Origin of the sequence: Amycolatopsis sp. NPDC050768, assembly GCF_040654155.1 — a bacterium.
GTDB lineage: Bacteria > Actinomycetota > Actinomycetes > Mycobacteriales > Pseudonocardiaceae > Amycolatopsis.
Window position 1 is genome coordinate 91,640 of sequence record NZ_JBFAHL010000024.1, and the last position, 21,780, is coordinate 113,419.

The 21,780-nt window shown below is 72.4% G+C and carries 20 protein-coding genes; 7 read left to right on the forward strand and 13 right to left on the reverse strand.

The window, feature by feature from the left end:
* The first annotated feature begins 50 nt into the window (after positions 1–50).
* Positions 51–503 (forward strand): GNAT family N-acetyltransferase, encoded by a 453-nt coding sequence (locus tag AB0H62_RS44725; RefSeq protein WP_220237855.1) that lies wholly within the window; start codon positions 51–53, stop codon positions 501–503.
* Here AB0H62_RS44725 and AB0H62_RS44730 read toward each other — a convergent pair.
* The 3 genes from AB0H62_RS44730 to AB0H62_RS44740 all read right to left on the reverse strand — a co-directional run bounded on the left by AB0H62_RS44730 (position 500) and on the right by AB0H62_RS44740 (position 4,600).
* Positions 500–1,675 (reverse strand): 8-amino-7-oxononanoate synthase, encoded by a 1,176-nt coding sequence (locus AB0H62_RS44730; protein WP_220237856.1) that lies wholly within the window; start codon positions 1,673–1,675, stop codon positions 500–502. The two genes, AB0H62_RS44725 and AB0H62_RS44730, sit on opposite strands and share 4 nt — an antisense overlap.
* A gap of 99 nt (positions 1,676–1,774) precedes the next feature.
* A complete protein-coding gene (locus tag AB0H62_RS44735) occupies positions 1,775–3,301 on the reverse strand; it encodes a DEAD/DEAH box helicase (RefSeq protein ID WP_354873402.1) in 1,527 nt (508 codons plus the stop codon).
* 351 nt (positions 3,302–3,652) lie between these two features.
* On the reverse strand, positions 3,653–4,600 hold the full coding sequence (locus tag AB0H62_RS44740; protein WP_220237858.1) for an RIO1 family regulatory kinase/ATPase: 948 nt from the start codon (positions 4,598–4,600) through the stop codon (positions 3,653–3,655).
* A 226-nt stretch (positions 4,601–4,826) separates the two neighbouring features.
* Between AB0H62_RS44740 and AB0H62_RS44745 the strand changes: the two genes are divergently transcribed.
* Together AB0H62_RS44745 and AB0H62_RS44750 are read left to right on the forward strand one after the other, a co-directional pair.
* The gene (locus tag AB0H62_RS44745; RefSeq protein WP_360592303.1) at positions 4,827–6,389 is read left to right on the forward strand and encodes an NAD(P)/FAD-dependent oxidoreductase; all 1,563 of its coding nucleotides are present in this window, start codon (positions 4,827–4,829) and stop codon (positions 6,387–6,389) included.
* Between the two features lie 4 nt (positions 6,390–6,393).
* Positions 6,394–7,482, forward strand: a complete 1,089-nt coding sequence (locus AB0H62_RS44750) for an FAD-dependent oxidoreductase (RefSeq protein ID WP_360592304.1) — start codon at positions 6,394–6,396, stop codon at positions 7,480–7,482.
* 56 nt (positions 7,483–7,538) lie between these two features.
* On the opposite strand, the gene yaaA is transcribed toward AB0H62_RS44750, so the two are convergent.
* A complete protein-coding gene (gene yaaA / locus AB0H62_RS44755; RefSeq protein WP_220237861.1) occupies positions 7,539–8,285 on the reverse strand; it encodes a peroxide stress protein YaaA in 747 nt (248 codons plus the stop codon).
* A 54-nt stretch (positions 8,286–8,339) separates the two neighbouring features.
* Between yaaA and AB0H62_RS44760 the strand changes: the two genes are divergently transcribed.
* Positions 8,340–9,302, forward strand: coding sequence for a GNAT family N-acetyltransferase (locus AB0H62_RS44760; RefSeq protein WP_220237862.1), 963 nt, complete (start codon positions 8,340–8,342; stop codon positions 9,300–9,302).
* Between the two features lie 4 nt (positions 9,303–9,306).
* Here AB0H62_RS44760 and AB0H62_RS44765 read toward each other — a convergent pair whose 3' ends face one another.
* Entirely contained in the window at positions 9,307–10,200 is an 894-nt protein-coding gene (locus AB0H62_RS44765) for a 2-hydroxyacid dehydrogenase (protein WP_220237863.1), read from the reverse strand.
* A 24-nt stretch (positions 10,201–10,224) separates the two neighbouring features.
* A complete protein-coding gene (locus tag AB0H62_RS44770) occupies positions 10,225–10,581 on the reverse strand; it encodes a VOC family protein (RefSeq protein ID WP_360592305.1) in 357 nt (118 codons plus the stop codon).
* Positions 10,582–10,735: 154 nt separating this feature from the next.
* Between AB0H62_RS44770 and AB0H62_RS44775 the strand changes: the two genes are divergently transcribed.
* Together AB0H62_RS44775 and AB0H62_RS44780 are read left to right on the forward strand one after the other, a co-directional pair.
* Positions 10,736–12,484: a proline--tRNA ligase gene (locus AB0H62_RS44775; RefSeq protein ID WP_360592306.1), complete on the forward strand. Its 1,749-nt coding sequence runs from the start codon at positions 10,736–10,738 to the stop codon at positions 12,482–12,484.
* Between the two features lie 12 nt (positions 12,485–12,496).
* Complete coding sequence (locus AB0H62_RS44780) at positions 12,497–13,561, forward strand: hypothetical protein (protein ID WP_360592307.1); 1,065 nt, start codon at positions 12,497–12,499, stop codon at positions 13,559–13,561.
* Here the strand turns inward: AB0H62_RS44780 and AB0H62_RS44785 are convergent.
* Entirely contained in the window at positions 13,501–15,711 is a 2,211-nt protein-coding gene (locus AB0H62_RS44785; protein WP_360592308.1) for a DUF2156 domain-containing protein, read from the reverse strand. The genes AB0H62_RS44780 and AB0H62_RS44785 overlap by 61 nt on opposite strands.
* Positions 15,712–15,920: 209 nt before the next feature.
* The gene (locus AB0H62_RS44790) at positions 15,921–16,592 is read right to left on the reverse strand and encodes a haloacid dehalogenase-like hydrolase (RefSeq protein ID WP_360592337.1); all 672 of its coding nucleotides are present in this window, start codon (positions 16,590–16,592) and stop codon (positions 15,921–15,923) included.
* Positions 16,593–16,724: 132 nt separating this feature from the next.
* Between AB0H62_RS44790 and AB0H62_RS44795 the strand changes: the two genes are divergently transcribed.
* A complete protein-coding gene (locus AB0H62_RS44795) occupies positions 16,725–17,726 on the forward strand; it encodes an ABC transporter permease (protein ID WP_360592309.1) in 1,002 nt (333 codons plus the stop codon).
* Between the two features lie 184 nt (positions 17,727–17,910).
* On the opposite strand, the gene AB0H62_RS44800 is transcribed toward AB0H62_RS44795, so the two are convergent.
* The 5 genes from AB0H62_RS44800 to AB0H62_RS44820 form a co-directional block, all read right to left on the reverse strand.
* The gene (locus AB0H62_RS44800; RefSeq protein ID WP_220237869.1) at positions 17,911–18,321 is read right to left on the reverse strand and encodes a secondary thiamine-phosphate synthase enzyme YjbQ; all 411 of its coding nucleotides are present in this window, start codon (positions 18,319–18,321) and stop codon (positions 17,911–17,913) included.
* Between the two features lie 20 nt (positions 18,322–18,341).
* Positions 18,342–18,986, reverse strand: coding sequence for a response regulator transcription factor (locus tag AB0H62_RS44805; RefSeq protein WP_360592310.1), 645 nt, complete (start codon positions 18,984–18,986; stop codon positions 18,342–18,344).
* A gap of 21 nt (positions 18,987–19,007) precedes the next feature.
* The gene (locus tag AB0H62_RS44810) at positions 19,008–20,279 is read right to left on the reverse strand and encodes a sensor domain-containing protein (RefSeq protein WP_360592311.1); all 1,272 of its coding nucleotides are present in this window, start codon (positions 20,277–20,279) and stop codon (positions 19,008–19,010) included.
* Positions 20,280–20,366: 87 nt separating this feature from the next.
* The gene (locus AB0H62_RS44815; RefSeq protein WP_360592312.1) at positions 20,367–20,633 is read right to left on the reverse strand and encodes a hypothetical protein; all 267 of its coding nucleotides are present in this window, start codon (positions 20,631–20,633) and stop codon (positions 20,367–20,369) included.
* Positions 20,634–20,643: 10 nt separating this feature from the next.
* The gene (locus tag AB0H62_RS44820) at positions 20,644–21,759 is read right to left on the reverse strand and encodes an acyl-CoA desaturase (RefSeq protein WP_360592313.1); all 1,116 of its coding nucleotides are present in this window, start codon (positions 21,757–21,759) and stop codon (positions 20,644–20,646) included.
* Between the last annotated feature and the right edge of the window lie 21 nt (positions 21,760–21,780).

Sequence of the window (21,780 nt, forward strand, 5' to 3'; positions counted from 1 at the left end):
TGTGCAGTCCCCGCCGCGGGTCCTCGGCTGAGCTGTGTTAAGCAGGGATCGTGACGACCCCGCACCACGCGACCGGCCCCGAACTCACCGCCGCCCAGCTCTACGCCGTCCTCCGCCTGCGCGCCGACGTGTTCGTCGTCGAGCAGGAATGCGCCTACGGCGACGTCGACGGGCGTGACCTGCTCCCGTCGACGCGGCACCTGTGGTTCACGGACTCCGCCGGCGAGGTCACGGCGTACCTGCGCGTCCTCGCCGACCCGGATGACGTCTCCCGCATCGGCCGCGTCGTCACGGCCGTTTCAGCCCGCGGTCGTGGCCTCGCGGCGTCGCTGATGGAGGCCGCGCTGGCCGGCGCGACGGGCGAGTTTGTCCTGGACGCGCAGACGTACGCCCAGGCCCTCTACGCCCGCTTCGGCTTTGTGGCCGAAGGCGACGAGTTCCTCGACGACGGCATCCCGCACATCACCATGCGCCGTGTCGCGAAGGACCCTGCCGGCTCCTAAGAAGCCGCCCCTAGCGGTGCCGTCGCGGTGATGACCTTCACCGCGCGATCCACGTCTGCTTCGGTGAGGTCGGCGCGGACGGTGAGGCGCAGGCGCGAGATGCCGTCCGGGACGGACGGCGGGCGGAAGCAGCCGACACGGATGCCCTGGTCGGCGCAGGACTCGGCCCACGTGACGGCGGCCTCGGCGGACGGGGCCTGCACCGAGATCACCGCGGCGTCCGGGAGGCTGGCTCGCAGGCCGGCCGCCTTGAGCTGCATGGCGATGGTGCCCGCGTTTTCGGTCACCTTCGTGGGCAGCGAAGGGTCGGCCTTGAGCACGTTCAGCGCCGTCAGCGCGGCGGCGACGCTGGCGGGCGCGAGGGCGGTGTCGAAGATGAAGCTCCGCGCCGTATCCACGAGGTGCTTGATCACGCGCCGCGGGCCGACGACGGCGCCGCCCTGGGCGCCGAGGGACTTGGACAGCGTCAGGGTGGTGACGACGTCCGGCGAGGCGGACAGACCGGCCGCGTGGACGGCGCCTCGGCCGCCTTCGCCGAGGACGCCGAAGCCGTGGGCGTCGTCGACCAGCAGGGCGGCACCCGCGCCGCGGCAGATTTCCGCGAGCTCGCCCAGCGGGGCGAGGTCGCCGTCGACGGAGAACACCGAGTCCGTGACCACGAGGGCGCGCGGCTTGCGGCGCGTGGACAGCGCGTGCTGGATCGCCGACGGCGTCGCGTGGGCCACGGCCGCCACGTCGGCGCGCGACAGGCGGCAGCCTTCGATGAGCGACGCGTGGATGTACTTGTCGGTCACGATCGCCGATTCGGCGCCGGACAGCGCCGTCACCGCGCCGAGGTTCGCGGCGAAGCCCGAGGAGAACACCAGCGCCGCCTGGGCGCCGCAGAAGCGCGCCAGCTCGAGCTCCAGCTCGGCGTGCAGCTCGGTCGACCCGGTGACGAGCCGCGAACCCGTGGCGCCCGCGCCCCAGCGCATGGCGGCGGCCGCGGCGGCGCCGACGACGCGCTTGTCGCGGGCCAGGCCGAGGTAGTCGTTGCCGGCGAGGTCGAGCTCGTCCGTCTGCGCGGGCCGGGCCCGCAGCCGCCGCACCAAACCCGCTTCCGCGCGCTTCTCGGCCTCGGTGTCGAGCCAGTCGAAGACGTTCTCGGGCGGCAGCTGCGGGATGGCATTCACGTCCCGCAGTGTCCCACCCGTGTCACGCGCGAAACCGTGGGCCCTGCCACACAAAGAAAAAGCCCCGCACGAAGGCGGGGCTTTTTCTCGAACGGAAGCTCAGCTGTCGTAACCACGGCGCTGCGGACGACCCGGGCGCTGCGGGCGACCCGAACCGTTGCCGGACCGGCCACGACCGCCGTAGCTCGGGCGGCCTTCGCGCGAACCGTAACCACCGCGGTCGCGGTTCTCGCCGTAGCTGCGCTCACCGCGTTCGCGGCCACCGCCGAAGCCACGGCCACCGCTGCGGCGCGGCGACTCGCGGCGACGCTCGATCACCGGCTCGCCGCTCGGCTCCTGCGCACCCGTGATGCGCGAGAGCTCCGCGTCGCCCGGGCGGACCACCGTGGTCTCGGCGCGCACGCCGGCCCGGTCGGTCATCCGGCGGACGGTGCGCTTCTGGTCGTGCGTCACCAGCGTGACGACAACACCCGACGCACCAGCGCGCGCCGTGCGGCCCGCGCGGTGCAGGTAGTCCTTGTGGTCCGCGGCCGGGTCCACGTGCAGTACCAGGGAGATGTCGTCCACGTGGATGCCGCGCGCGGCGACGTCCGTGGCGACCAGCACCGGAGTGTGGCCTTCCTTGAAGTCGGCCAGCACGCGGTTGCGCTGTCCCTGGGTCTTGCCACCGTGCAGCGCCGCCGCGTGCACACCCTGCTCACGCAGCCGCTCGGTGAGGCGGTCGACGTGGTGCTTGGTGCGCACGAACATGATCGTGCGGCCCTCGCGGGCACCGATCTGCGTGACGATGTCCTGCTTGTCCTGGTGCGACACCTGGAGCACGTGGTGGTCCATGGTGTCCACGCTCGCGGTCGACGGCGCGACCGAGTGCGTGACCGGGTCGGCGAGGTACTGCTTCACCAGCTTGTTGACGTCACCGTCGAGCGTCGCCGAGAACAGCAGCCGCTGGCCGCGCGGCGGGGTGAGGTCGAGGATCTCCCGCACCTGCGGCATGAAGCCCATGTCGGCCATCTGGTCGGCCTCGTCGAGCGCGATGAAGTTGCAGTCGCTCAGCGACGCGGTGCCCTGCCGGACGTGGTCCGACAACCGGCCCGGGGTGGCGATGAGCAGGTCGACACCACGCGAAAGCGCGTCGGCCTGACGGGTGAAGGCCATGCCGCCGACGGCCGTTCGGCACCACAGGCCGAGCGACTTGGCGAGCGGGGTCAGCGAGTCGGCCACCTGCATGGCCAGCTCGCGGGTCGGCACCAGCACGAGCGCGCGGGGGTGCTTCGGGCGGGCCTTGCCGCCGTTGAGCCGGGCCAGGATGGCCAGGCCGAACGCCAGCGTCTTGCCGGAACCGGTCTGGGCGCGGCCCAGCACGTCGCGGCCCGCGAGCGCGTCGGGAATCGTCGCCGACTGGATCGGGAACGGCGAGTTGATGCCGGCCTCCGCCAGCGCGCGCAGTAGCTCGTCGGGCAGACCGAGCTCGGCGAAGGTCTTGGTGGCCACCGTCTCGACGGTGTCGTCGCGAAGGAAGTCTTCGCGAGCCGGGCGCTGCCGCGGCTTGCGGTCGGGACGGTCCCCGCGGCCCGGCCCTGAGTGGGACGACGCAGCGGAATGGCCGGAGTTGAACGTGACTGTCACTTATGCCTCTCGGACGTGGCACGTCGCAAGGAGGCCCGGGCTGCCCGCTCGCAGGCAGGGCAAGATGGTGTGCAATGGGCTTTCACAGGGACGGACCCGGCGCGCTCAGGAGTTCCCACCATCGAGCGCCGATGGAAATGCTTCGGATTTCACCGCGAGCCCGTCAGTGGGCTTTGGAGGCGACGGACACCAACTCATCCACGCCGCCGATTGCGGTCTGTGCTCACTGTACCGGAGCGAGGGCTTCTGCTTCACACCCAGGTGTCCGGTTGTGGGCGGCGTCGCAGTCGTGTCGTGTGCCACATCCGAATGGCCCAGCGCAGCGACGCCACCCACAGTACAGCCGGCGGATCAGCCCACCCCTCCGGCGTAGGCCAGTTCCGCCACGAGATCCTCGACGTTCGTCACGCGTTCCGGCAGGCCACGGGCCTGGAACCAGCCCGCCAGGTTGCGCACGTCGCGCTCCAGGAACTCGCGGCCGCGGGGGTTCGCGACGAGGTCGACGACCTGCGGGAGGTCGATCACCATCAGGTGCCCTTCGTGCACCAGGAGGTTGTACGCGGACAAGTCGCCGTGCACGAGCCCTTGCGTGGCGAGCAGTTCCAGCGCCGACACGGCCTGTTCCCACAGTTCGGTCAGTTCGTCGTGCTCCGGGCGCAGCTGTGCCAGCCGGGGCGCGGCCGTGCCGTCGGGCTCGCCGAGGAACTCGAGCAGCAGCTCTGTCCCGTGGCGCTGCACGGGGTAGGGCACGGGTGCCCCGATCGTCCACAAGCGACTCAGCGCGGCGAACTCCGCGACCGCCCACTGCTCGGCGATCAGGTTGCGCCCGAAGGAGGTGCGGCCCGCCATGGCCCGCATCTCACGTGAGCGCCGCATGCGCCGGCCTTCGAGGTACCCGGCGTCACGGTGGAATAGCCGGTGCTCGTCGCTGCGGTAGCGCTTGGCGGCCAGCAGCACTCCGTCGGTGCCGGGCAGAGTGCGGCGCAGGAGGTGGACGTCGGCCTCCTTGCCGGTTTTGAGCACCCCCAGGTCGGTGTCGACGGCCCCGAGCTCCGTGACCACCCAGTCGGGCCTCGGGTGGGGGCCTTGGTCGGCGTCGTCCCAGGTGGTCCAGCGGTCGGCGCCGTCCGGGAGGTCGGTCTCGGTGTAGGCGTCGTCGCGCGCCTGGGCGAGGCGGACGCGCTCGCCCTCGGTGAGCCGGCCCCGGCGGGTCGGCTCGGGTTCGTCGCTGAAGCGCCGCCCACGACGGGGACGCTCGAAATCGGACGCGTGAAGGTCTTCGTAGTCGTGCTCGCGCACTGGTGGGTCTCCTCGATCGGGGTGCCCCACCGGGCGAGCGCGGCGGCTCTAGCCGAGAGGGGCGGACGGAAGTGGGCAGGTCAGCGCCCGGACATTCGCCATGACGCACCTCCTTCGCTTCCGTCGGCCACCGGCACCCCGCCGGTTCGCGAGCAGCATGCCGGGGCGCGAGCGGCTCGCGCAACCGAATTAACGGGCTCCGCGAAATACCCCTAGCCTCGGCGGCATGAACGGTGGCGGGAAGTACGACGCGGTGATCGTGGGCGGCGGCCACAACGGCCTGGTCGCGGCGGCCTACCTGGCCCGGGCCGGGTGCTCGGTGCTGGTGCTGGAACGGCGCGGCGAGATCGGGGGAGCGGCTGTGTCGTTCCGCGCGTTCGACGGCGTCGACGTGCGCCTGTCGCGCTACTCCTACCTGGTGAGCCTGCTGCCGCGGAAGATCGCGGCCGACCTCGGTCTCGGCGTCGAGCTGCGCCGGCGCCGGATGTCGTCCTACACGCCGTCCGGCGACACGGGTCTCCTTGTCGACACGGGGGACGAGGCGCGCACCGCGGCGGCTTTCCGCGCCGTCACCGGGTCCACAAAGGACTTCGACGCGTGGCGCGAGTTCTACGCGCAGGCCGGGCGCGTGGCGGCGGCGACGTTCGACACGCTCACCGAACCGTTGCCCGGCCGGGAAGAGCTCAAAGCCCGCATCGGCGACGACGAAGCGTGGGCCACGTTGTTCGAGCGCCCGATCGCCGAGACGCTCACCGGGCTGTTCGACGACGACACTGTGCGCGGCGTGGTGCTCACCGACGCGCTCATCGGCACCTTCGCCGGCGCCGGCGACGAGGACCTGCGCCAGAACCGCTGCCTGCTCTACCACCTGATCGGCAACGGCACGGGCGACTGGGACGTGCCCGTCGGCGGGATGGGCGCGGTCACCCGCGCGCTCGCCGACGCCGCCCGCGGCGCCGGGGCCACGCTCGTGACCGGCGCCGAGGTGCGGTCGGTGTCGCCCGACGGCGAGGTCAGCTACACGCTCGACGGCACCGAACGCGTGGCCGCCGGCTCTCACGTGCTGGCCAACGTCGCCCCCGACACGCTCTCGCGGCTCCTCGGCGAGGAACCCGGCCCGCGCCCGGAAGGCGCTCAGCTCAAGGTGAACATGGTCCTGTCGCGGCTGCCTCGCCTGCGCGACGCGGCCGTGGACCCGCGCGACGCGTTCGGCGGCACCTTCCACGTCAACGAGACCTACTCGCAGCTCGAAACCGCGTTCGCCGAGGCGGCGGCGGGCAAGATCCCGTCGCTGCCGCCTTGCGAGATCTACTGCCACTCGCTCACCGACCCGTCGATCCTCGGCCCGGCCGAGCGCGCGGCGGGCGTGCAGACGCTGACGTTGTTCGGCCTGCACATGCCGGCGCGGCTGTTCGAGGCCGACAACGATCGCGCGCGGGCCGAGGCGTTGCGCGCCACGATCGCGTCGCTGGACAGTGTGCTCGCCGAGCCGATCGAGCGCTGCCTGCTGCGCGACGCGGCGGGCAACCCGTGCGTGGAGGCGAAGACGCCGCTGGACCTGGAGGCCGAGCTCGGGCTGCCGCGCGGGCACATCTTCCACCGCGACCTGTCCTGGCCCTACGCCGAAGATCCGGCCGACGCCGGGAAGTGGGGTGTCGAGACCTCGCACGAGCGCGTGCTGCTCTGTGGCGCCGGTGCCGTGCGCGGGGGTGGCGTGAGCGGGATCCCCGGGCACAACGCGGCTATGGCGGTGCTCGCTCGACGGCGCGGCGAGGAGCGGGCAGGGTGAAGACATGCGCGTGATCGTGATCGGCGGCGGGATCGCCGGAGCAGCCACTGCCTACCACCTCGTGAGCAGCGGGGCCGACGTCGTGGTGGTGGACGCCGGGCTGCCCGGCGTCGCGACGGAGGCCGGCGCGGGGATCGTGAGCCCCTGGACCTCGCAGTGGGACAGCGCGATCTACCCGCTCGCGGCCGCCGCCGGGGCGTACTACCCGGAGCTGGCGGCGGCGTTGCGCGAGCAGGGGCAGGACCCGTCGTTCGAGGTCGTCGGCGGGATGATCGTCTCGGCGGACCCGGGCGAGCTGGACGAGGCCTACGAGCGGCTGGTCGAGCGGGTCGCGGACGCACCCGAGGCGGGCGAGGTGCGGCGGCTGGATCCGGCGCAGGCGCGCGAGCTGTTCCCGCCGCTGGCGCCGGAGCTGTCCGCCGTGCACTTGTCGGGCGCGGGCCGCGTCGACGGCCGGGTGATGCGGGCGGCGCTCGTGGCCGCCGCGGAGCAGCGGGGCGCACGGTTCGTGTCAGCGGAGGCAACGCTCCTGTCCGGCTCCCGCGTGCAAGCGGGCGACGAGGAGCTGACCGGCGACGCCGTGGTGCTCGCCGCGGGCGCGTGGTCGGCCGCGCTGGCCGAGCCGCTCGGGATCGCGGTGCCGGTGGCGCCGCAACGCGGGCAGATCAGCCACTTCGACCTGCCGGAAACGGACACGTCGGCCTGGCCCGTGGTGCTGCCGCGGTCGAGCCACTACCTGCTGTCGTTCGCGGGCGGCCGCGTCGTGGCGGGCGCGACACGCGAGACGGACTCCGGCTTCGACTACCGCGTCACGGCCGCCGGCCAGCGCGAAGTGCTCGACCAGGCGCTGGCCGTCGCGCCGGGCCTGGCCGACGCGACGCTCGCCGAGACCCGCGTCGGCTTCCGGCCCGCGACGCCGGACACGCTGCCGTTGCTGGGCCAGGCCGCGCCGGGGTTGTTCCTGGCCACGGGCTTCGGGCCGGCCGGGCTGACGCTGGCGCCGTACGCGGGCAAGCTCATCGCCGCACTCGTCCTCGGCGAAGACCTGCCGGCGGACCTGCTGACGGCGTGCTCGCCTTCGCGGTTCAGCTGAGGCTGCCGTACTCAGGCTCAGTACTCAGGCTCAGTACTCAGGCTCAGTACTCAGGCTCAGTCGTCGGTCAGCAGTTCCAGGGCGTGGTCGCCGGCGCGCTCCACCGTGAGGCCGGCCTTGGTGATCACCTTCACCAGCTCGTCCACAGTGGACGGTTCGGTGCGCGTGGTCGCGAGCACCGCGGCGAGCCGGCCCTTGTAGGCCTTGTTGAAGTGGCTCACGGTGGTGCGGTTGCCGGCGGCGTCCTCCGTGACCACGCGCACGGTCACCGCGCCGGGGCGCAGCTTCGCGAACGCCGAGTACGTGCCCGAGCGCAGGTCGACGATGAGCCCCTCGATGTCCTGCAGCACCGGCTCCAGCGCGGGCTTCCACAGGCTGCGCACGGTGCCGAGCGCGGGCACGCTGTTGCCACCCGAGAGGCGGTACGCGGGGATCGGGTCGGTGGCCGAGACCACCCCGAACAGCGAAGACGTGACGGCCAGGCGGCGGTGGGCCTTCTCCAGGCCGGCGCGGGTGAAGCTGCCGATGTCGAGGGCGTCGTAGAGCACCCCGGTGTAGCGGCGCAGCGCGGGCAGCGTCGGCGAGGTCCAGAGGCTCCCGTTCCGCGCGACCTCGTGGCTCTGGCGCTCGGAGATGCCAAGCGCGGCGAGGCTCGCGGGGACGTCTTGCGCGAGTTCGACCAGCGCGTCCGCGAGCTTGGCCCGCACGGGGTTGAGCTCGGGGAAGGACAGCGTCTCGAGGTCGAGCGGCGCACCCTTGCCGCCGTCGGCCTTCGTCTCGGAGGGAGGGAGGAGCACCAGCACACGACGAGGGTAATCGGGGTGCGCCGCTGTTCGGCGCCCGCCTACGCTGACGTCATGGAGCTCACCTGGCGCCCGCTCACCCTCGGCGACGCGGAGCAGCTCGCGACCGTGTTCGCGGCCGCCGAGGAGCTGGACCGCACCGGCGAGCACTACACCGCCGCCGACCTGCGCGAGGAGATGCAAGGACCCGACCTCGACCTCGCGCTCGCCAGCACCGGCGCGTGGGCCGGCGGCCGCCTGGTGAGCTACGCGGCCATCCGCCGCCGCGACGCCGCCGACCCGGTGCACATGCCGCGCGTCGAGGCGATGACGCACCCCGAGTTCCGCACGGCCGACGTCGCCGCGCACCTCACCACGTGGTTCCTCGACGCCGGCAAGCGCGTGCACGAGCGCGCCTTCCCCGACGCGCCGCTGGAGCTGCACGCGGGCGCGCACGAGAACGAGCACTGGTACCTCGACGCGCTGGCGCGGGCCGGGTTCCGGCACGCGCGGTCGTTCGTCGAGATGCGCGCCGACCTGCGTGCGTTGCCGCCCGCTCGGCCGCTCCCGGCCGAGTACGAGGTGGTCGCGTTCGACGAGCGCTACGACGACCTCACCCGCGTGGCCCGCAACGCGACCTTCGCCGGCCACTGGGGCAGCGCCGAGCTGTCGGCCGAAGCCTGGCGCCACCGCATCACAGGGGCGAAGGACTTCCGCGGCGACCTGTCGTTCCTGCTCCTGACCCCCGAGCACGACGCCGTGGTCGGGTTCGTGCTCAGCGCGTTCCACCCGGCCGACTTCGCGGGGACCGGCGTGCGCGAGCTGTACGTGGACTACGTCGGCACCCTGTCGGAGCTGCGCGGCCGCGGCGTGGCGACGGCGCTGCTGGGCCACACGCTGGCCCACGCTCGCGACGCCGGGTTCGAGCGCTCGGCCCTGTCCGTGGACACCGACAACGCCCACAGCGCCGTCGGCATCTACGAACGGTGCGGCTACGAGGTCGCCGACACCTACTACGGCTACGTGCTCTCGATCTGAAGCTCTATTCGACGACGTTGAGCAGGGGTTCCCCGGCCACGAAGCGGCGCAGCTGCTCGGCCACGAGTTTCTTGGCGCGCGGGTAGAACGACGCCGAACCGCCGGCGACGTGCGGCGTGATCACCACGCCCGGAACCCTCCACAGTGGATGGTCGGCCGGCAGCGGCTCGGGGTCCACGACGTCGAGGGCGGCCCGCAACCGGCCGGTGGTCGTTTCGGCGAGCAGCGCGGCGGTGTCGATCGCGGAGCCGCGCCCGACGTTCACGACCAGCGCGCCCTCGGGCAGCAACGCGAGCTCCCTGGCACCCATCAACCCCTTCGTGGCCTCGGTTTCGGGCAGGATCAAGACCACGATGTCGGCCGATGGCAGCAGCTCGGGCAGCTCGGCGATCCCGTGCACGCCTTCACGCGCGCGGCTCGCCACCCGCGTGACCACTGCCTCCGCGGCCAGCAGCTGCCGCTCGATCGCGTGGCCGATGGAGCCGTAGCCCACGAGCAGCACGCGGCTGTCGGCGAGCGAACGCGTGTGCTCGCGCTCCCACGACCCGGTGGCCTGCTGCGCGAACCACCGCGGCAGGTCCCGCTGAGCCGCGTGGATCAGCGCCAGCGCGTGCTCGGCCACGCTGAGGTCGTGCAGACCCCGGCCGTTGGCCAGCACGACGCCCTCGGGCACCAGCGGCACCAGCGCCTCGACCCCGGCCGACAGCGCCTGCACCGCGCGCAGCGAAGGCAGCTTCCCGATCAGCTTCGGCGGCTCGCTCCCCGCGTCGTAGGGCAGCACGTAGAACTCCACGCCGGACAGGTCGCCGCCGGGCAGGTTCACGCCGTCGTAGTACGCGGCGGCCAGCCCCTCGGGCAGCTCGATGTCGGTCCAGGGCAGGAGAACTCGCGCGCTCATGCCCGCCAACCTAGTGCCGCCGGCTCAGTGCGCGCCCGCCTGTGCCACGCAGAACACGTTGCCCTCCGGATCGGCCAGCACCGTCCACTCGATGCCCGGCTGCGCGTGCCGCTCCTGCTCGCTCGCACCCAGCCCGACCAGGCGTTTCACCTCCGCCTCTCGGTCGGGCGCGGAGAAGTCGATGTGCACGCGGTTCTTGACCGTGCGCGGCTCCGGGACCTGCTGGAAGGCCAGCGCGGGCCCGTCGCCACCAGGGCGCGCGAGCATCACGAAGGGTCCGTAGTCCGCTTCGACCGCGACGCCGAGCGCCTGCGTCCAGAAGTCCGTGAGGACCCGGGGGTCCGCGCAGTCGATGGTGATCATGCTCAGTTCGAGTGCCATGCCGCCGACGCTAGCCCGGGACACCGACAAAACCCCGACCACGCGATAACCGGGTGGAGTGGCCGGACGCCGGTTGACTACCCTGTGTCGGTCGAACCAGGCTCGACGTCTCAGCCCGCTCAGCGTCTCAGTCTCTCAGTGCAGGGAGTCCGCAGTGATCACCAGGATGTCGTCGTTGTTCCTCCGCACCCTGCGCGAGGATCCGGCGGACGCCGAGGTACCCAGCCACCGGCTGCTGGTGCGCGCCGGCTACGTCCGCCGGGTCGCCCCGGGTGGTTACTCGTGGCTGCCGCTGGGCCTGCGGGTGCTCCGCCGCGTCGAGAACGTCGTGCGTGAAGAGATGAACGCGATCGGCGCGCAGGAGATCCAGTTCCCCGCGCTGCTGCCGCGCGAGCCCTACGAGGCCACCGGCCGCTGGACCGAGTACGGCGACAACCTCTTCCGCCTCAAGGACCGCCGCGGCGCCGACTACCTGCTCGGCCCGACGCACGAGGAGCTGTTCGCGCTCACCGTGAAGGGCGAGTTCAGCTCGTACAAGGACTACCCGGTCACGCTGTACCAGATCCAGACGAAGTACCGCGACGAAGCGCGCCCCCGCGCCGGCATCCTGCGCGGCCGCGAGTTCGTGATGAAGGACTCCTACTCCTTCGACCTCGACGACGAGGGCCTGGAGCGCTCCTACCAGGCGCACCGCGACGCCTACACCAAGCTCTTCGACCGCCTCGGCCTCGAGTACGTGGTGGTCGCCGCGACGTCGGGCGCCATGGGCGGTTCGGCGTCGGAGGAGTTCCTCGCCGTCGCCGAGACGGGTGAGGACACGTACGTGCGCAGCACGGAGTCCGGCTACGCGGCCAACGTCGAGGCCGTGGTCACGCCCGCGCCGGCCGAGCGCCCGATCGAGGGCCTGCCCGCCGCGCAGGTGCACGCCACGCCGAACACGCCGACCATCGAGTCGCTCGTGGCGTTCTTCAACGCCGCCGGCCTCGGCCGCGAGTTCACCGCGGCCGACACGCTCAAGAACTTGATGCTGAAGATCCGCCAGCCGGGCGCGAAGGAGTGGGAGCTCCTGGGCGTCGGCCTGCCGGGCGACCGCGAGGTCGACATGAAGCGCCTCGAAGCGTCACTCGAGCCCGCCGAGGTCGAGCTGCTGGAGGAGGCGGACTTCGCGAAGAACCCGTTCCTCGTCAAGGGCTACATCGGCCCGAAGGCACTCAAGGAGAACGGCGTCCGCTACCTCGTCGACCCGCGCGTGGTCACCGGCACCGCGTGGCTGACCGGCGCCGACCAGGACGGCCACCACGTGCTCGACCTCGTGGCGGGCCGCGACTTCACGCCCGACGGCACGATCGAGGCGGCCGAGGTCCGCGAGGGCGACGCGTCGCCCGACGGCCACGGCACCCTCGTCGCCGCGCGCGGTATCGAGATCGGCCACATCTTCCAGCTGGGCCGCAAGTACACCAACGCGTTCGAGCTCGACGCCCTCGGCCCCGACTCGAAGCCGATCCGCATCACGATGGGCTCCTACGGCGTCGGCGTCTCGCGTCTGGTCGCCGTGCTCGCCGAGCAGAACCACGACACCTCCGGCCTCGTGTGGCCGCGCGAGGTGTCGCCGTACGACGTGCACGTGGTCGTCGCGGGCAAGGACGAGACCATCGCGGCGGGTGCGGAGAAGCTCGTCGCCGAGCTCGACGCGGCCGGGGTCGACGTGCTGTTCGACGACCGCAAGGCCACCCCGGGCGTGAAGTTCGCCGACGCGGAGCTGGTGGGCGTGCCCACGATCCTCGTCGTCGGGCGCGGCCTGGCCAACGGGCTGGTCGAGGTCAAGGACCGCCGCACCGGCGAGCGCGAGGAGATCCCGGTCGACTCCGTGGTCGGCCACCTGGTCAAGCTCGTCCGCTCCTGACGGCCCACGCCGGTGGGGCTCTTCGGCCGGTCCGGCCGCGACGGTGCCGACGGCGCCGATGGTGATGGCGGCTACGAGGACAACGCCGCCCTCACCGGCGTCGGCGGGTACGAACCCGCTGACGCGCCTGGCTTCCCGGCCGCCGGCTACGGCACGGGCTCCCCGGTTTCCGGGAAGTCCGCCGCCGAGCCGGCGGCCGAACCGGGACGCGGTCCGTGGCCGGCGCAAGGCGAGAAACCCGGCGGAACTCCTTGGTACGCCGAGGATCCCGCCGCCACCGGGCGCGCTCCGCGCGCGGAGCCCCAGCGCATCCGGCCGCCGAGCCGGCCGCCTGCGCGGTTGAAGGGGCGGCCGTCGCGGGCGCTGTGGATCCTCGTGGCCGTGATCGCCCTCGGTGTGGCCGCGATGAACTTCTTCGGCGCCGCCCGCCACCACTCGGCGAGCCCGTCGACACCCAGCCAGGGCCCGGTCACCTTCCAGCCCGAGCCGCACCTCGTCGTGCCCGCGGTGGTCGACGGCTGGTCCTCCGTGGCCGCGCGCGACGGCAGCTTCGCCTACGACGTCCCGCCGAGCTGGACACCGGAACCCGGCGTCGTGCACGGCTGGGACGGCACGGCGACCTCGCCGGGGATCACGCTCGGCACCACGGCGTCCGTCGGCCGCGGCTACTGCGGCAGCGACAGCCGCCACGGCGGGTCCGGAGTCACGACCGAAGACGGCGGCAACGCCGAAGCCGCCGCGCGCAAAGCCGTCGGCGACCTGGTCGGCAGTGCCTACGACCCCGGCGCGAAGGTGACGTACGCGCCGGCGCAGGACGCGACCGTGCAGCTCGAAGGCTTAACCCGTCCCGCGCGAGTGGTGCTCGCCGACGTCACCCAGGGCGGCACCGACGCCTGCACTCAGAAGCACGTCACCGTCGGCGCGCTCGCCTTGGCCACCGCGACCCAGTCCGTGGTCCTCGTCGTCTACACCGACGACACCACCAGCCGCGCCGACGTCGTCCGCTTGCTTCAGAGCTACCGCGGCGTGCCGGCCGCCGACCGGACCACGACCACGCCGCCGCCGACCACGCGCTGACGCCGCAACGCCAGCTTCGCGAAGTCCTTCAGCCCGGCCCCCTGCAGGTACGCGCGCCCGAGCGCGAGGCCGATGCGCGGCAGGTCGGCCTCGTCGCGGTAGGCCAGGTACAGCGGCTCGCGCCGCGGCTGGAACTTCGCCTTGAACGCGTGCAGCGAGCGGAACCCGTAGTACGGCTCCATCAACGCGCCCACCGCGTCGAGCACCCGGTCCACCGCACGCGCCGGTGCGGTGTCGCGGCTGCGCACGAGCGGCGCGCCCGAAAGCGACACGAACCGCGCGCCTTCGTCACGCAACGCCAGGCACGCCGACGCGATCAGGAACTCCATCACCGGCCGGAACCCGTCCGGACGGCGGCGCATCACGTCGAGCGTCCACCCGCCGACCGTGCCCGAGCCCGTGTGCACCGGCAGCCACGACGTGAAACCACAGACCGTGCCCGTCGCGTCGATCGCGAGCCCCACGCGCGTCGCCGGGTCCATCGCCTCGGCGACACCGCCGAGCGTGAACCCCATCTCCGGCAGGCCCTTGTCGCCGACCCACTCCTCCGACAGCGCGCGCACCTGCTCCCGGATCGCGGGCGGCTGCTCGGCCAGGCGCACCAGGCGGAACTCGATGCCGTCCTTGCGGGCCTTGTTCAACGCCGAACGCACGTCCTGCCAGGCTTTTCCGCGGAACTCCAGGTTCTCGAGATCCACCAGCGTGTCCTCCGCGACCTGCACGTGCTGCCAGCCCAGCTCCCGCGTCACGCCGGCAGTGGCGGCCGTCGCAGAGAAAACGCACGGCACGAGCCCGGAGTTCTCGCACATCTCCCGGAACTCCGTGAGCGCGTGTGCCGCCGAGCCGCACGGCGCCACGGGATCGCCGAGCGCGATCGCGACCCCCGCGTGGCGCTGGTAAGCGAGGTAGGACGCGCCGTCGGAGGCGACGAAGTACGCGTTCTGCGGCCACGTCGTCATCCACGAGATCGTGCTGCCTCCGTTGCGCCCCAGCAGAAGCCGGGCAAGGCTGCCGTCCGGACCACCGCGCAGCAGCTTGCGGCGCCGCCGGCGTGAGGGCACGCGGAACGCCCCGCTCGCCGCGATCAGCAGCACCAGCTCGACCGTCCACAGGAGATTGTCCACGAAGAACAGCGAAAGCCCGTGGCTGTCGTACTCGGTGCGCACCAGCTTCGCCACGGCCAGGACCCCGCTCACCAGGAGCACCTGCGACACCGCGAACACGCACAACCCCACGGCCCAGCGCCACGCGACGCGCGAGCCGCGGCGCAGGCCGTTGAGCATCGGCACCACGAGCACACCCATGATGAGAATCTCTCGCGCCGACAGGGAAACCGCGTCCGACGGGCCGAACGGGCCGTCTCCAGGGACGAGCCACATGACCACTTCGGCCACAGTGAGCAGCAGCAGTCCCGCGCACGCCAGCAGCCGCCACTCGCGCACGCTCGGCCGCACCGGTTCGGTGAGCCGCGCCGTGCCCGCGAGCCGATGGCCGAGCGGCAACGCCAGCACCAGTGCGAAGAAATGCACGAGATCAGCGAGCGTGCCGACGTACACGATCGCCACGCCCGCGTACACGCACAACCCGGCGCGCAGCCGCAGCCGCCACGGCGCGCGCAGCGTCGCGCTGGCCACGGCGATGGCCGCGAGCGTGCCGCCGGAGAAGCCGACGTCGAGTGTGGTCGCGATGTGCGCGGCCCACGTCCAGCCGGAATGGCGGCACAGCACGAGGAACTGGATCGCCGCCGCGGCCGCGGCCAGCTGCCCGCCGACGGTCACCAGGATCGTGCGGCGCGTGCCGAGCTGCCACTCCGCGAACCCTGTCAGCAGCGCGAAAGTGCCGGCCATCGGCAGGTAGAACAGCGGCCGCGGCGCGAAGAACGGGCCGGTCGCCAGCGTCCACCAGCGGCCGTGTTCCAGCGAGGGCAGGCCGTAGGCGTAGTAGGCGAACGACGGCTGGTGCTCGGCGGCTTGCCAGAGCGTGCGGCTCGCGACCCCGGCCACGAGGATCGCGAGCACGACGGCGGTGGTGAACGGCAGGCGGCGCCAGAGCACGGCGAACCGCTCGCGTTTCGGCCTTCCGGCCGCCCGCCCGCGTCCCCCCGTGCCGGCACCGCTGGCGGTCCCCGCCGCCGGCGATGCGGTCGTCATGATCCGAGTCTTGCGCCTGGACCTAAAGCCGACATCCTTCGTGGGAGCGACTTGTCCCCCTAGGGGAGTGCCACCCCGGAGGGAGAAAACCCTGACCCGAAGGCGGATGCGGGCTCAGGGAACAGCACTCGACCAGGGGCGAACCCCGCACGGCGGCCTCGGCGCGGGCGCCGAAACCGCCGTGCGGGGCGAAAGCAGGGGTGAACCGCTCAGCCGAGCACGGCCTTGCGCACCGAGTCGAGGTCGGCGAGATCGGGCAGCACGGTGTGGGCACCCGAGGCCGCGAGCTCTTCGGCGCTGTAGTGCCCGGTGGCGACAGCTACCGCGACGGCACCGTTGTCGAGGGCGGCCTTCACGTCGTTCGGGGTATCGCCGATCACCACGACGTCGCCGGGCACGAACGCCGTGCCGTGCTTCGCGGCCGCCGCGGCCACGGCGTGGGGGACGAGGTCGGGCCGGTGCGCCGAGAGCGAGCCGTACCCGCCGATCTCCAGTTCCAGGTGCTCGTCGAGGCCGAACGCGGCGAGCTTGTGCACCGAGATCTCCGGCAGGTTGCCGGTGACGAGCGTCTGCACGGCGCCGTGGCCGGCCATCGCGGCCAGTGCCGCCGCCGCGCCGTCGAGCGCCCGGCCGGCTTCGTGCAGCGTGCCGCGGGCCTCGTCGGCCACGGCGATCAGCTCGCTCCACAGGCGCTGGATGTTCTCCTCGGTCGCCTCGATGCCGTGCGTGGTGAGGATGTCGGCGGTGATCGCGCGCTCGGTGCGCCCGCCGTAGTCGGGGTGGGTGCGCAGCTCGGTGCCCATGGCCGTGAGAGCCGTGGCGTACCAGCTGCTGCCGACCCCCGTGAGGTCCACGAGCGTGTGGTCGATGTCCCAGAGCACCAGCCGGTGCGCGTGCGTCGTCGTCACGGCCGTGAGGGTACCGGCGGAAGTATTCAACGTCTGTTGACTTTCCGGGGGGCGCGACCTACTTTGATCGTAATTCAACATGTGAAGAATAACTGGGAGGCCGATATGTCGGCTGCTACTCGGCGCCCCGCGGGCGCGTTCGCCCTGGTCGCGGTGCTGGTGGGTGCGCTCGCCGCCGTGGTGCTGGGGTTTCTGACCTTCGGGGCGCAGGCCTCCGTCGCGCCCGATCACGTTCCTGTCGCCGTTTCGGCGCCGCCGCCGCTGCAGGGGCTGGCGCACCAGGTCGCCTCCCACGGCGGCACGCAGCTCGACTGGCGCGTCGCCGACCCGGCCGAGGCCCGGAACCTGTTGGCGGACAAGGAGGTCTACGGGGTCCTGGAGCTTCGTCCTGGCCCCGCCGCCACCGTCGTGCTCTCCGGTGCGGTGAACCCGGCGGGCACGCAGGTGGCGCAGCAGGTCCTCGCGGGCGCCGCTCAGGCGCTGCCCGGCGAGCCGCGGCTCGAGATGCTGCAGCCGGCGAGCGCCGCGGGCCGGATCGTGCCGCTGGCCGCCAGCGCGCTCGCCTGGCTGGGCTCGCTCGTCGCCGGTGCCGTGCTGGTGCGGCTCAGCGCCGGCCGTCGCGTGAGCGTTCCGGTCCGCCTGGCGCAGGTGCTGGGCAGCGGCGTGCTGGTGACGGGTGTGCTGGTGGGCTTCGCCGCGCTGTGGGACTCCACGCTGCCGCTGACCTGGGACGTGCTCGGCTTCCTGTTCCTCACGGTCACCGCGTTCGCCGCGCTGCAGGCCGGTCTGCTGCGGCTGCTCGGCCTGCGCGCGCTCGCCATCCTGGCGCCGCTGTACCTCGTGGCGCCCGCGGTGGCCGGGCAGGTGCCCGAACTGCTCAACCCGGCCTACCGCGCGCTGCTGTGGTCGTGGACGCCGTTCCGCTTCTCGACCGAAGGCCTGCGCAGCCTCCTGCAGGGCGCGCCAGCCGCTCCGGACGTGACGACGGGCGTGTGGGTCCTGACCGGGCTGCTGGTCGTCGGCCTGGCCTTGGCCCTGTGGCCGACCCGCTCGCGACGTGAGCTACCTCAGCCCGCCGAGCGCCCCGTCGAGGTCGCAGCCGGCTGAGATCGGCGCCACCCACCCAACTCACCCTGCCGAGCCGACCCACCAGCGAGATCGCGCCGGCTTCCGGATGGGGCGGTGCGATCGGCCCCCGGCCGATCCGACCACCCCATCCGGAAGCCGGCTCAAAGGCGATCTCGCACGCCCCGGCGAAGCCGGGGCCAAAGACACAGCCGGGGCCAAAGACTCAGCCACACAAGAAGCTGAAGCGGACCTTGCGCACCGGGTTGTCGACGTTGGTGTCGACGAGGCAGACCGACTGCCAGGTGCCCAGCGCGAGCACCCCGCCCAGCACCGGAACCGTCGCGTACGGCGGCACCAGCGCCGGTAGCACGTGGTCACGGCCGTGGCCCGGGCTGCCGTGGCGGTGCCGCCAGCGCGCGTCGCGGGGAAGGATGTCCTCCAGCGCGGCGAGCAGGTCGTCGTCGCTGCCGGCGCCGGTCTCGAGGATCGCGAGACCGGCCGTGGCGTGCGGGACCCAGACGTGCAGCAGGCCGTCGGTGGCGTCGGCGTCGCGCAGGAACTTCTCGGCCTCGTGGGTCAGGTCGTGCACGACGGCGGTGTTTCCGGTGTGCACCTCGAGTTCGGTGGAGTACATGGTGATGAGCGTAGGTGCGTTCACACGCCGAGGTAGCGGAGCACCGCCAGCACCCGGCGGTTGTGGCCTTCCGACGGCGGCAGGCCGAGTTTGGCGAAGATGCTCGTCACGTACTTCTCCACCGAACCCGCCGACAGGAACAAATCGCCGGCGATGGCGGAGTTGGACCGGCCCTGCGCCATCAGGTCGAGCACCTCGCGTTCGCGGGCGGTCAGTTCTGCCAGCGGCCCCGACCGGCCGGTGGCGGCGAAGAGCTGGCGCACGACTTCGGGGTCCAGCACCGTCTCGCCGGCCGCGACCCGGCGCAGCGCGTCGAGGAAGTCGGACACCTCGGCGACGCGGTCCTTCAGCAGGTAGCCGACCGCGCCGGCCTGGTCGGCGAGCAGCTGCTTCGCGTACTTCGTCTCCACGTACTGCGAGAACAGCAGGATCGCGCACCCGGCCAGCTCCTCGCGCAGCTCGATCGCCGCGCGCAGGCCCTCGTCGGTGTGCGAAGGCGGCATGCGGATGTCGACCACGGACACGTCGGGCCGGTGCGCGCGCACGGCCGCCCGCAGCTCCTCGGCGTCCTTCACCGCCGCGACGACGTCGTGGCCCCGCAGCCCCAGCAGCTCAACCAGGCCCTGGCGCAGGATGGTCGAGTCCTCGGCGATCACGATCCGCATGCGTCCCCCCTCGTCGCCAGCCTAGCGAGGCAGCGGGACCTCGGCCGTGACCACGGTCGGGCCGCCGGGCGGGCTCGCCACGGTCAGCTCGCCGTCCACCGGCCGCAGCCGCTCCGCGACCCCGGCCAGCCCGCCGCCGGGTACCACTGCCGCGCCGCCGGGGCCGGGATCGGTGACGGTCAGCCGCAGCACGGCGTCGTGCTCGTCGATCCGGACGGTGCAAGGCTTTCCGGAGTGCTTCGCCACGTTCGTCATCAGCTCCGCAGCGGCGAAGTACACCACGGCCTCCAGCGACGGCGGCGGCCGGTGGCCCAGCCGCACGGACACCGTCGCCGCCATCCCGGCAAAAGTGGCCACAGTGGACAGTGCGACGTCGAGACCCTTGTCCAGCGCCGCCGGGTGGATGCCACGCGCGAGGTCGCGCAGCTCGACCAGCGCCTGCTTGGCGTTGCCGTGCGCGGCTGCGACGAGCGTGCGTACCTGGTCGAGGTCGACGGTATCCGTGGCCAGCTCTTCCTTCGCCAGCCCCAGTTTCATCGCCATCGCGACGAGCTGCGCCTGGGCCCCGTCGTGCAGGTCGCGTTCGATGCGCCGCAACCGCTGCGCCGCGTCTTCGAGCGCCGTCGCCCGCGTCTCCTCCAGGAACCGCAGGCGCTGCAGCAACCCGGGCCCGGACAGCAGCAGCCGCCCGAGCTGCCGGTCGAGGACCGCCAGCGCGTGCACGACCCACGGCACGGCGGCCAGCGCGATCACGCCGCCGACCGCCCACAGCACCGTGCCCGGCCACGTGCGGCTGACGATGTTGTAGACCGGCAGCACGTCGCGCGTGAAGAACCACAACACCGGGTAGCTCGCCCCCGCGACGCCGAACACCAGGAGCGACCCGGCCACGGCGAACCCGGCGAACGAGATCGGGACCCGCAGCACGAGATACGCGCCGGCGCGCCACGCGTGCCGGTCGCCGAGCCGCGCGACCAGCCAGTGCCACAACCCGGGCCGCAGCGCCACCGGCGCCGGCGCGCGCAGCGGCGCGTCGAGCAACACGCCCGCCAGCCGCCGGTGCAGGCCCCCGAGCAGCCGCATCCCCCGCACGACCCCCGCGAGCACCAGCAGCCCCAGCCCGAGCGGGCTCAACGCGACACCGATCGCGAGCCCGACGAGCACGACGACGAGCGCGACCGGAGACAGCACCCCGGCCACCACCAGCCACACCGTTTCCGCCCGCGTCTGCCGCAGCGGCCCCGGCCACCACCCGCGCCGCGGCGCGCGTGCGTCCGCGGCCCGAGAAGTCATGCCCCGAAGTCTGCCCGTCACCCGGCCGGCCGACCACCAGGTTCGCCCTGGACCGGGTGGGGGATTTCCCCCGCTCGGCCCGGGGCGTCAGTCTTCTTGGGGGCGCTGCTCGTCCTCGCGAGCGCTGTACTCAGGAGCGCTGTGCTCACGGGCACCGTGCTCACGGGCGCTGTCCTCCCGAGCGCGCTGCGACGCTTCGCGCATCTCGATCACGTCGGTCAGCCAGCTGCCGGTTTCGCGCGCGATGTCGCGCACGGCGCCGGTGATGATCGTCGCGATCGCCCCGATGTGGGTGGCCGCGGATTCCGTGAGCTCCTGCACCGTGTCCTTGCCGCTTTCGAACTGACCCACCATGTGCGGTTCCTCAGGCTGCTCGGAGTTGCCGGTCGGGGTCCACCGTAACCTCCGGGCCGCCCGGAGGCGTTCCGGGAAGCGCCAGCTTCACGATCTTCTTGGCCACCGACCACAGCTGTTTGCGCAGCGGCCCGGTGTTGTAGGGCAGGCCGTAGCGCTCGCAGATCTCGCGCACCTCGGCCGCGATCTGGGGGTAGCGCCGCGCCGGGATGTCCGGGAACAGGTGGTGCTCGATCTGGTGCGAAAGGTTCCCCGAAAGGATGTGGAACAGGGGGCCGCCGGTGATGTTGGCCGACCCCAGGATCTGGCGCAGGTACCACTGGCCGCGCGACTCGTCGTCGGTCTCTTCCTGGGTGAAGCTCTCCACGTCGGCGGGGAAGTGGCCGCAGAAGATGATCGCGAACGCCCACAGGTTCCGCACGAGGTTCGCGCTCGCGTTGCCCACCAGCGTCAGCGGCGCCAGCGGTCCGGTCAGCAGCGGGAAGAGCACGTAGTCCTTGCCGATCTGACGCCCGGCCTTGCGCACGATCTTGCGCAGCACCGGCACGTTCTCGGCCCACGTGCGCTCGCCCTTGAAAACTCGCTCGATTTCGAGGTCGTGCAGCATCACGCCCCACTGGAACAGCAGGGCCAGCAGCGTCGCGTACACGGGGTTGCCGAGGTAGTACGGGTGCCATTTCTGCGCCGCGTCCATCCGCAGGATGCCGTAACCGATGTCACGGTCCTTGTCGAGGATGTTCGTGAACGTGTGGTGCAGGTAGTTGTGGGAATGCCGCCAGTTCTCGGCGGGCGCGACGTTGTCCCACTCGAAGCGCTGCGAGCTCAGCTCCGGGATGCGCGTCCAGTCGTACTGGCCGTGCATCACGTTGTGGCCGATCTCCATATTGTCGAGGATCTTGGCCAGCGACAGCGCCGCGACGCCGGCGACCCAGGCGGGCGGCAGGAACCCGGCGAACAGCAGCCCCCGCCCGGCGACCTCCAGCCCGCGCTGGGTCTTGATGATCGTGCGGATGTACTCGACGTCGGCCTCGCCGAGGTCGTCGACGACGCGCCGGCGCAGCGCGTCGAGCTCGCGGCCGAACTCCTCGATCTGTTCTGGCGTGAGGCGGTCCTGAAGTCCTGTCATGGCGTACCTCCTGTGTCTTGC

Coding starts and splice junctions, on each gene's coding strand:
- AB0H62_RS44745 (WP_360592303.1), top strand. CDS start 4,827: ATGAACGGTGGCGGGAAGTACGACGCGGTGATCGTGGGCGGCGGCCAC.
- AB0H62_RS44760 (WP_220237862.1), top strand. CDS start 8,340: ATGGAGCTCACCTGGCGCCCGCTCACCCTCGGCGACGCGGAGCAGCTC.
- AB0H62_RS44770 (WP_360592305.1), bottom strand. CDS start 10,581: ATGGCACTCGAACTGAGCATGATCACCATCGACTGCGCGGACCCCCGG.
- AB0H62_RS44820 (WP_360592313.1), bottom strand. CDS start 21,759: ATGACAGGACTTCAGGACCGCCTCACGCCAGAACAGATCGAGGAGTTC.
- AB0H62_RS44810 (WP_360592311.1), bottom strand. CDS start 20,279: ATGACTTCTCGGGCCGCGGACGCACGCGCGCCGCGGCGCGGGTGGTGG.
- AB0H62_RS44785 (WP_360592308.1), bottom strand. CDS start 15,711: ATGACGACCGCATCGCCGGCGGCGGGGACCGCCAGCGGTGCCGGCACG.
- AB0H62_RS44765 (WP_220237863.1), bottom strand. CDS start 10,200: ATGAGCGCGCGAGTTCTCCTGCCCTGGACCGACATCGAGCTGCCCGAG.
- AB0H62_RS44795 (WP_360592309.1), top strand. CDS start 16,725: ATGTCGGCTGCTACTCGGCGCCCCGCGGGCGCGTTCGCCCTGGTCGCG.
- AB0H62_RS44800 (WP_220237869.1), bottom strand. CDS start 18,321: ATGTACTCCACCGAACTCGAGGTGCACACCGGAAACACCGCCGTCGTG.
- AB0H62_RS44805 (WP_360592310.1), bottom strand. CDS start 18,986: ATGCGGATCGTGATCGCCGAGGACTCGACCATCCTGCGCCAGGGCCTG.
- AB0H62_RS44750 (WP_360592304.1), top strand. CDS start 6,394: ATGCGCGTGATCGTGATCGGCGGCGGGATCGCCGGAGCAGCCACTGCC.
- AB0H62_RS44815 (WP_360592312.1), bottom strand. CDS start 20,633: ATGGTGGGTCAGTTCGAAAGCGGCAAGGACACGGTGCAGGAGCTCACG.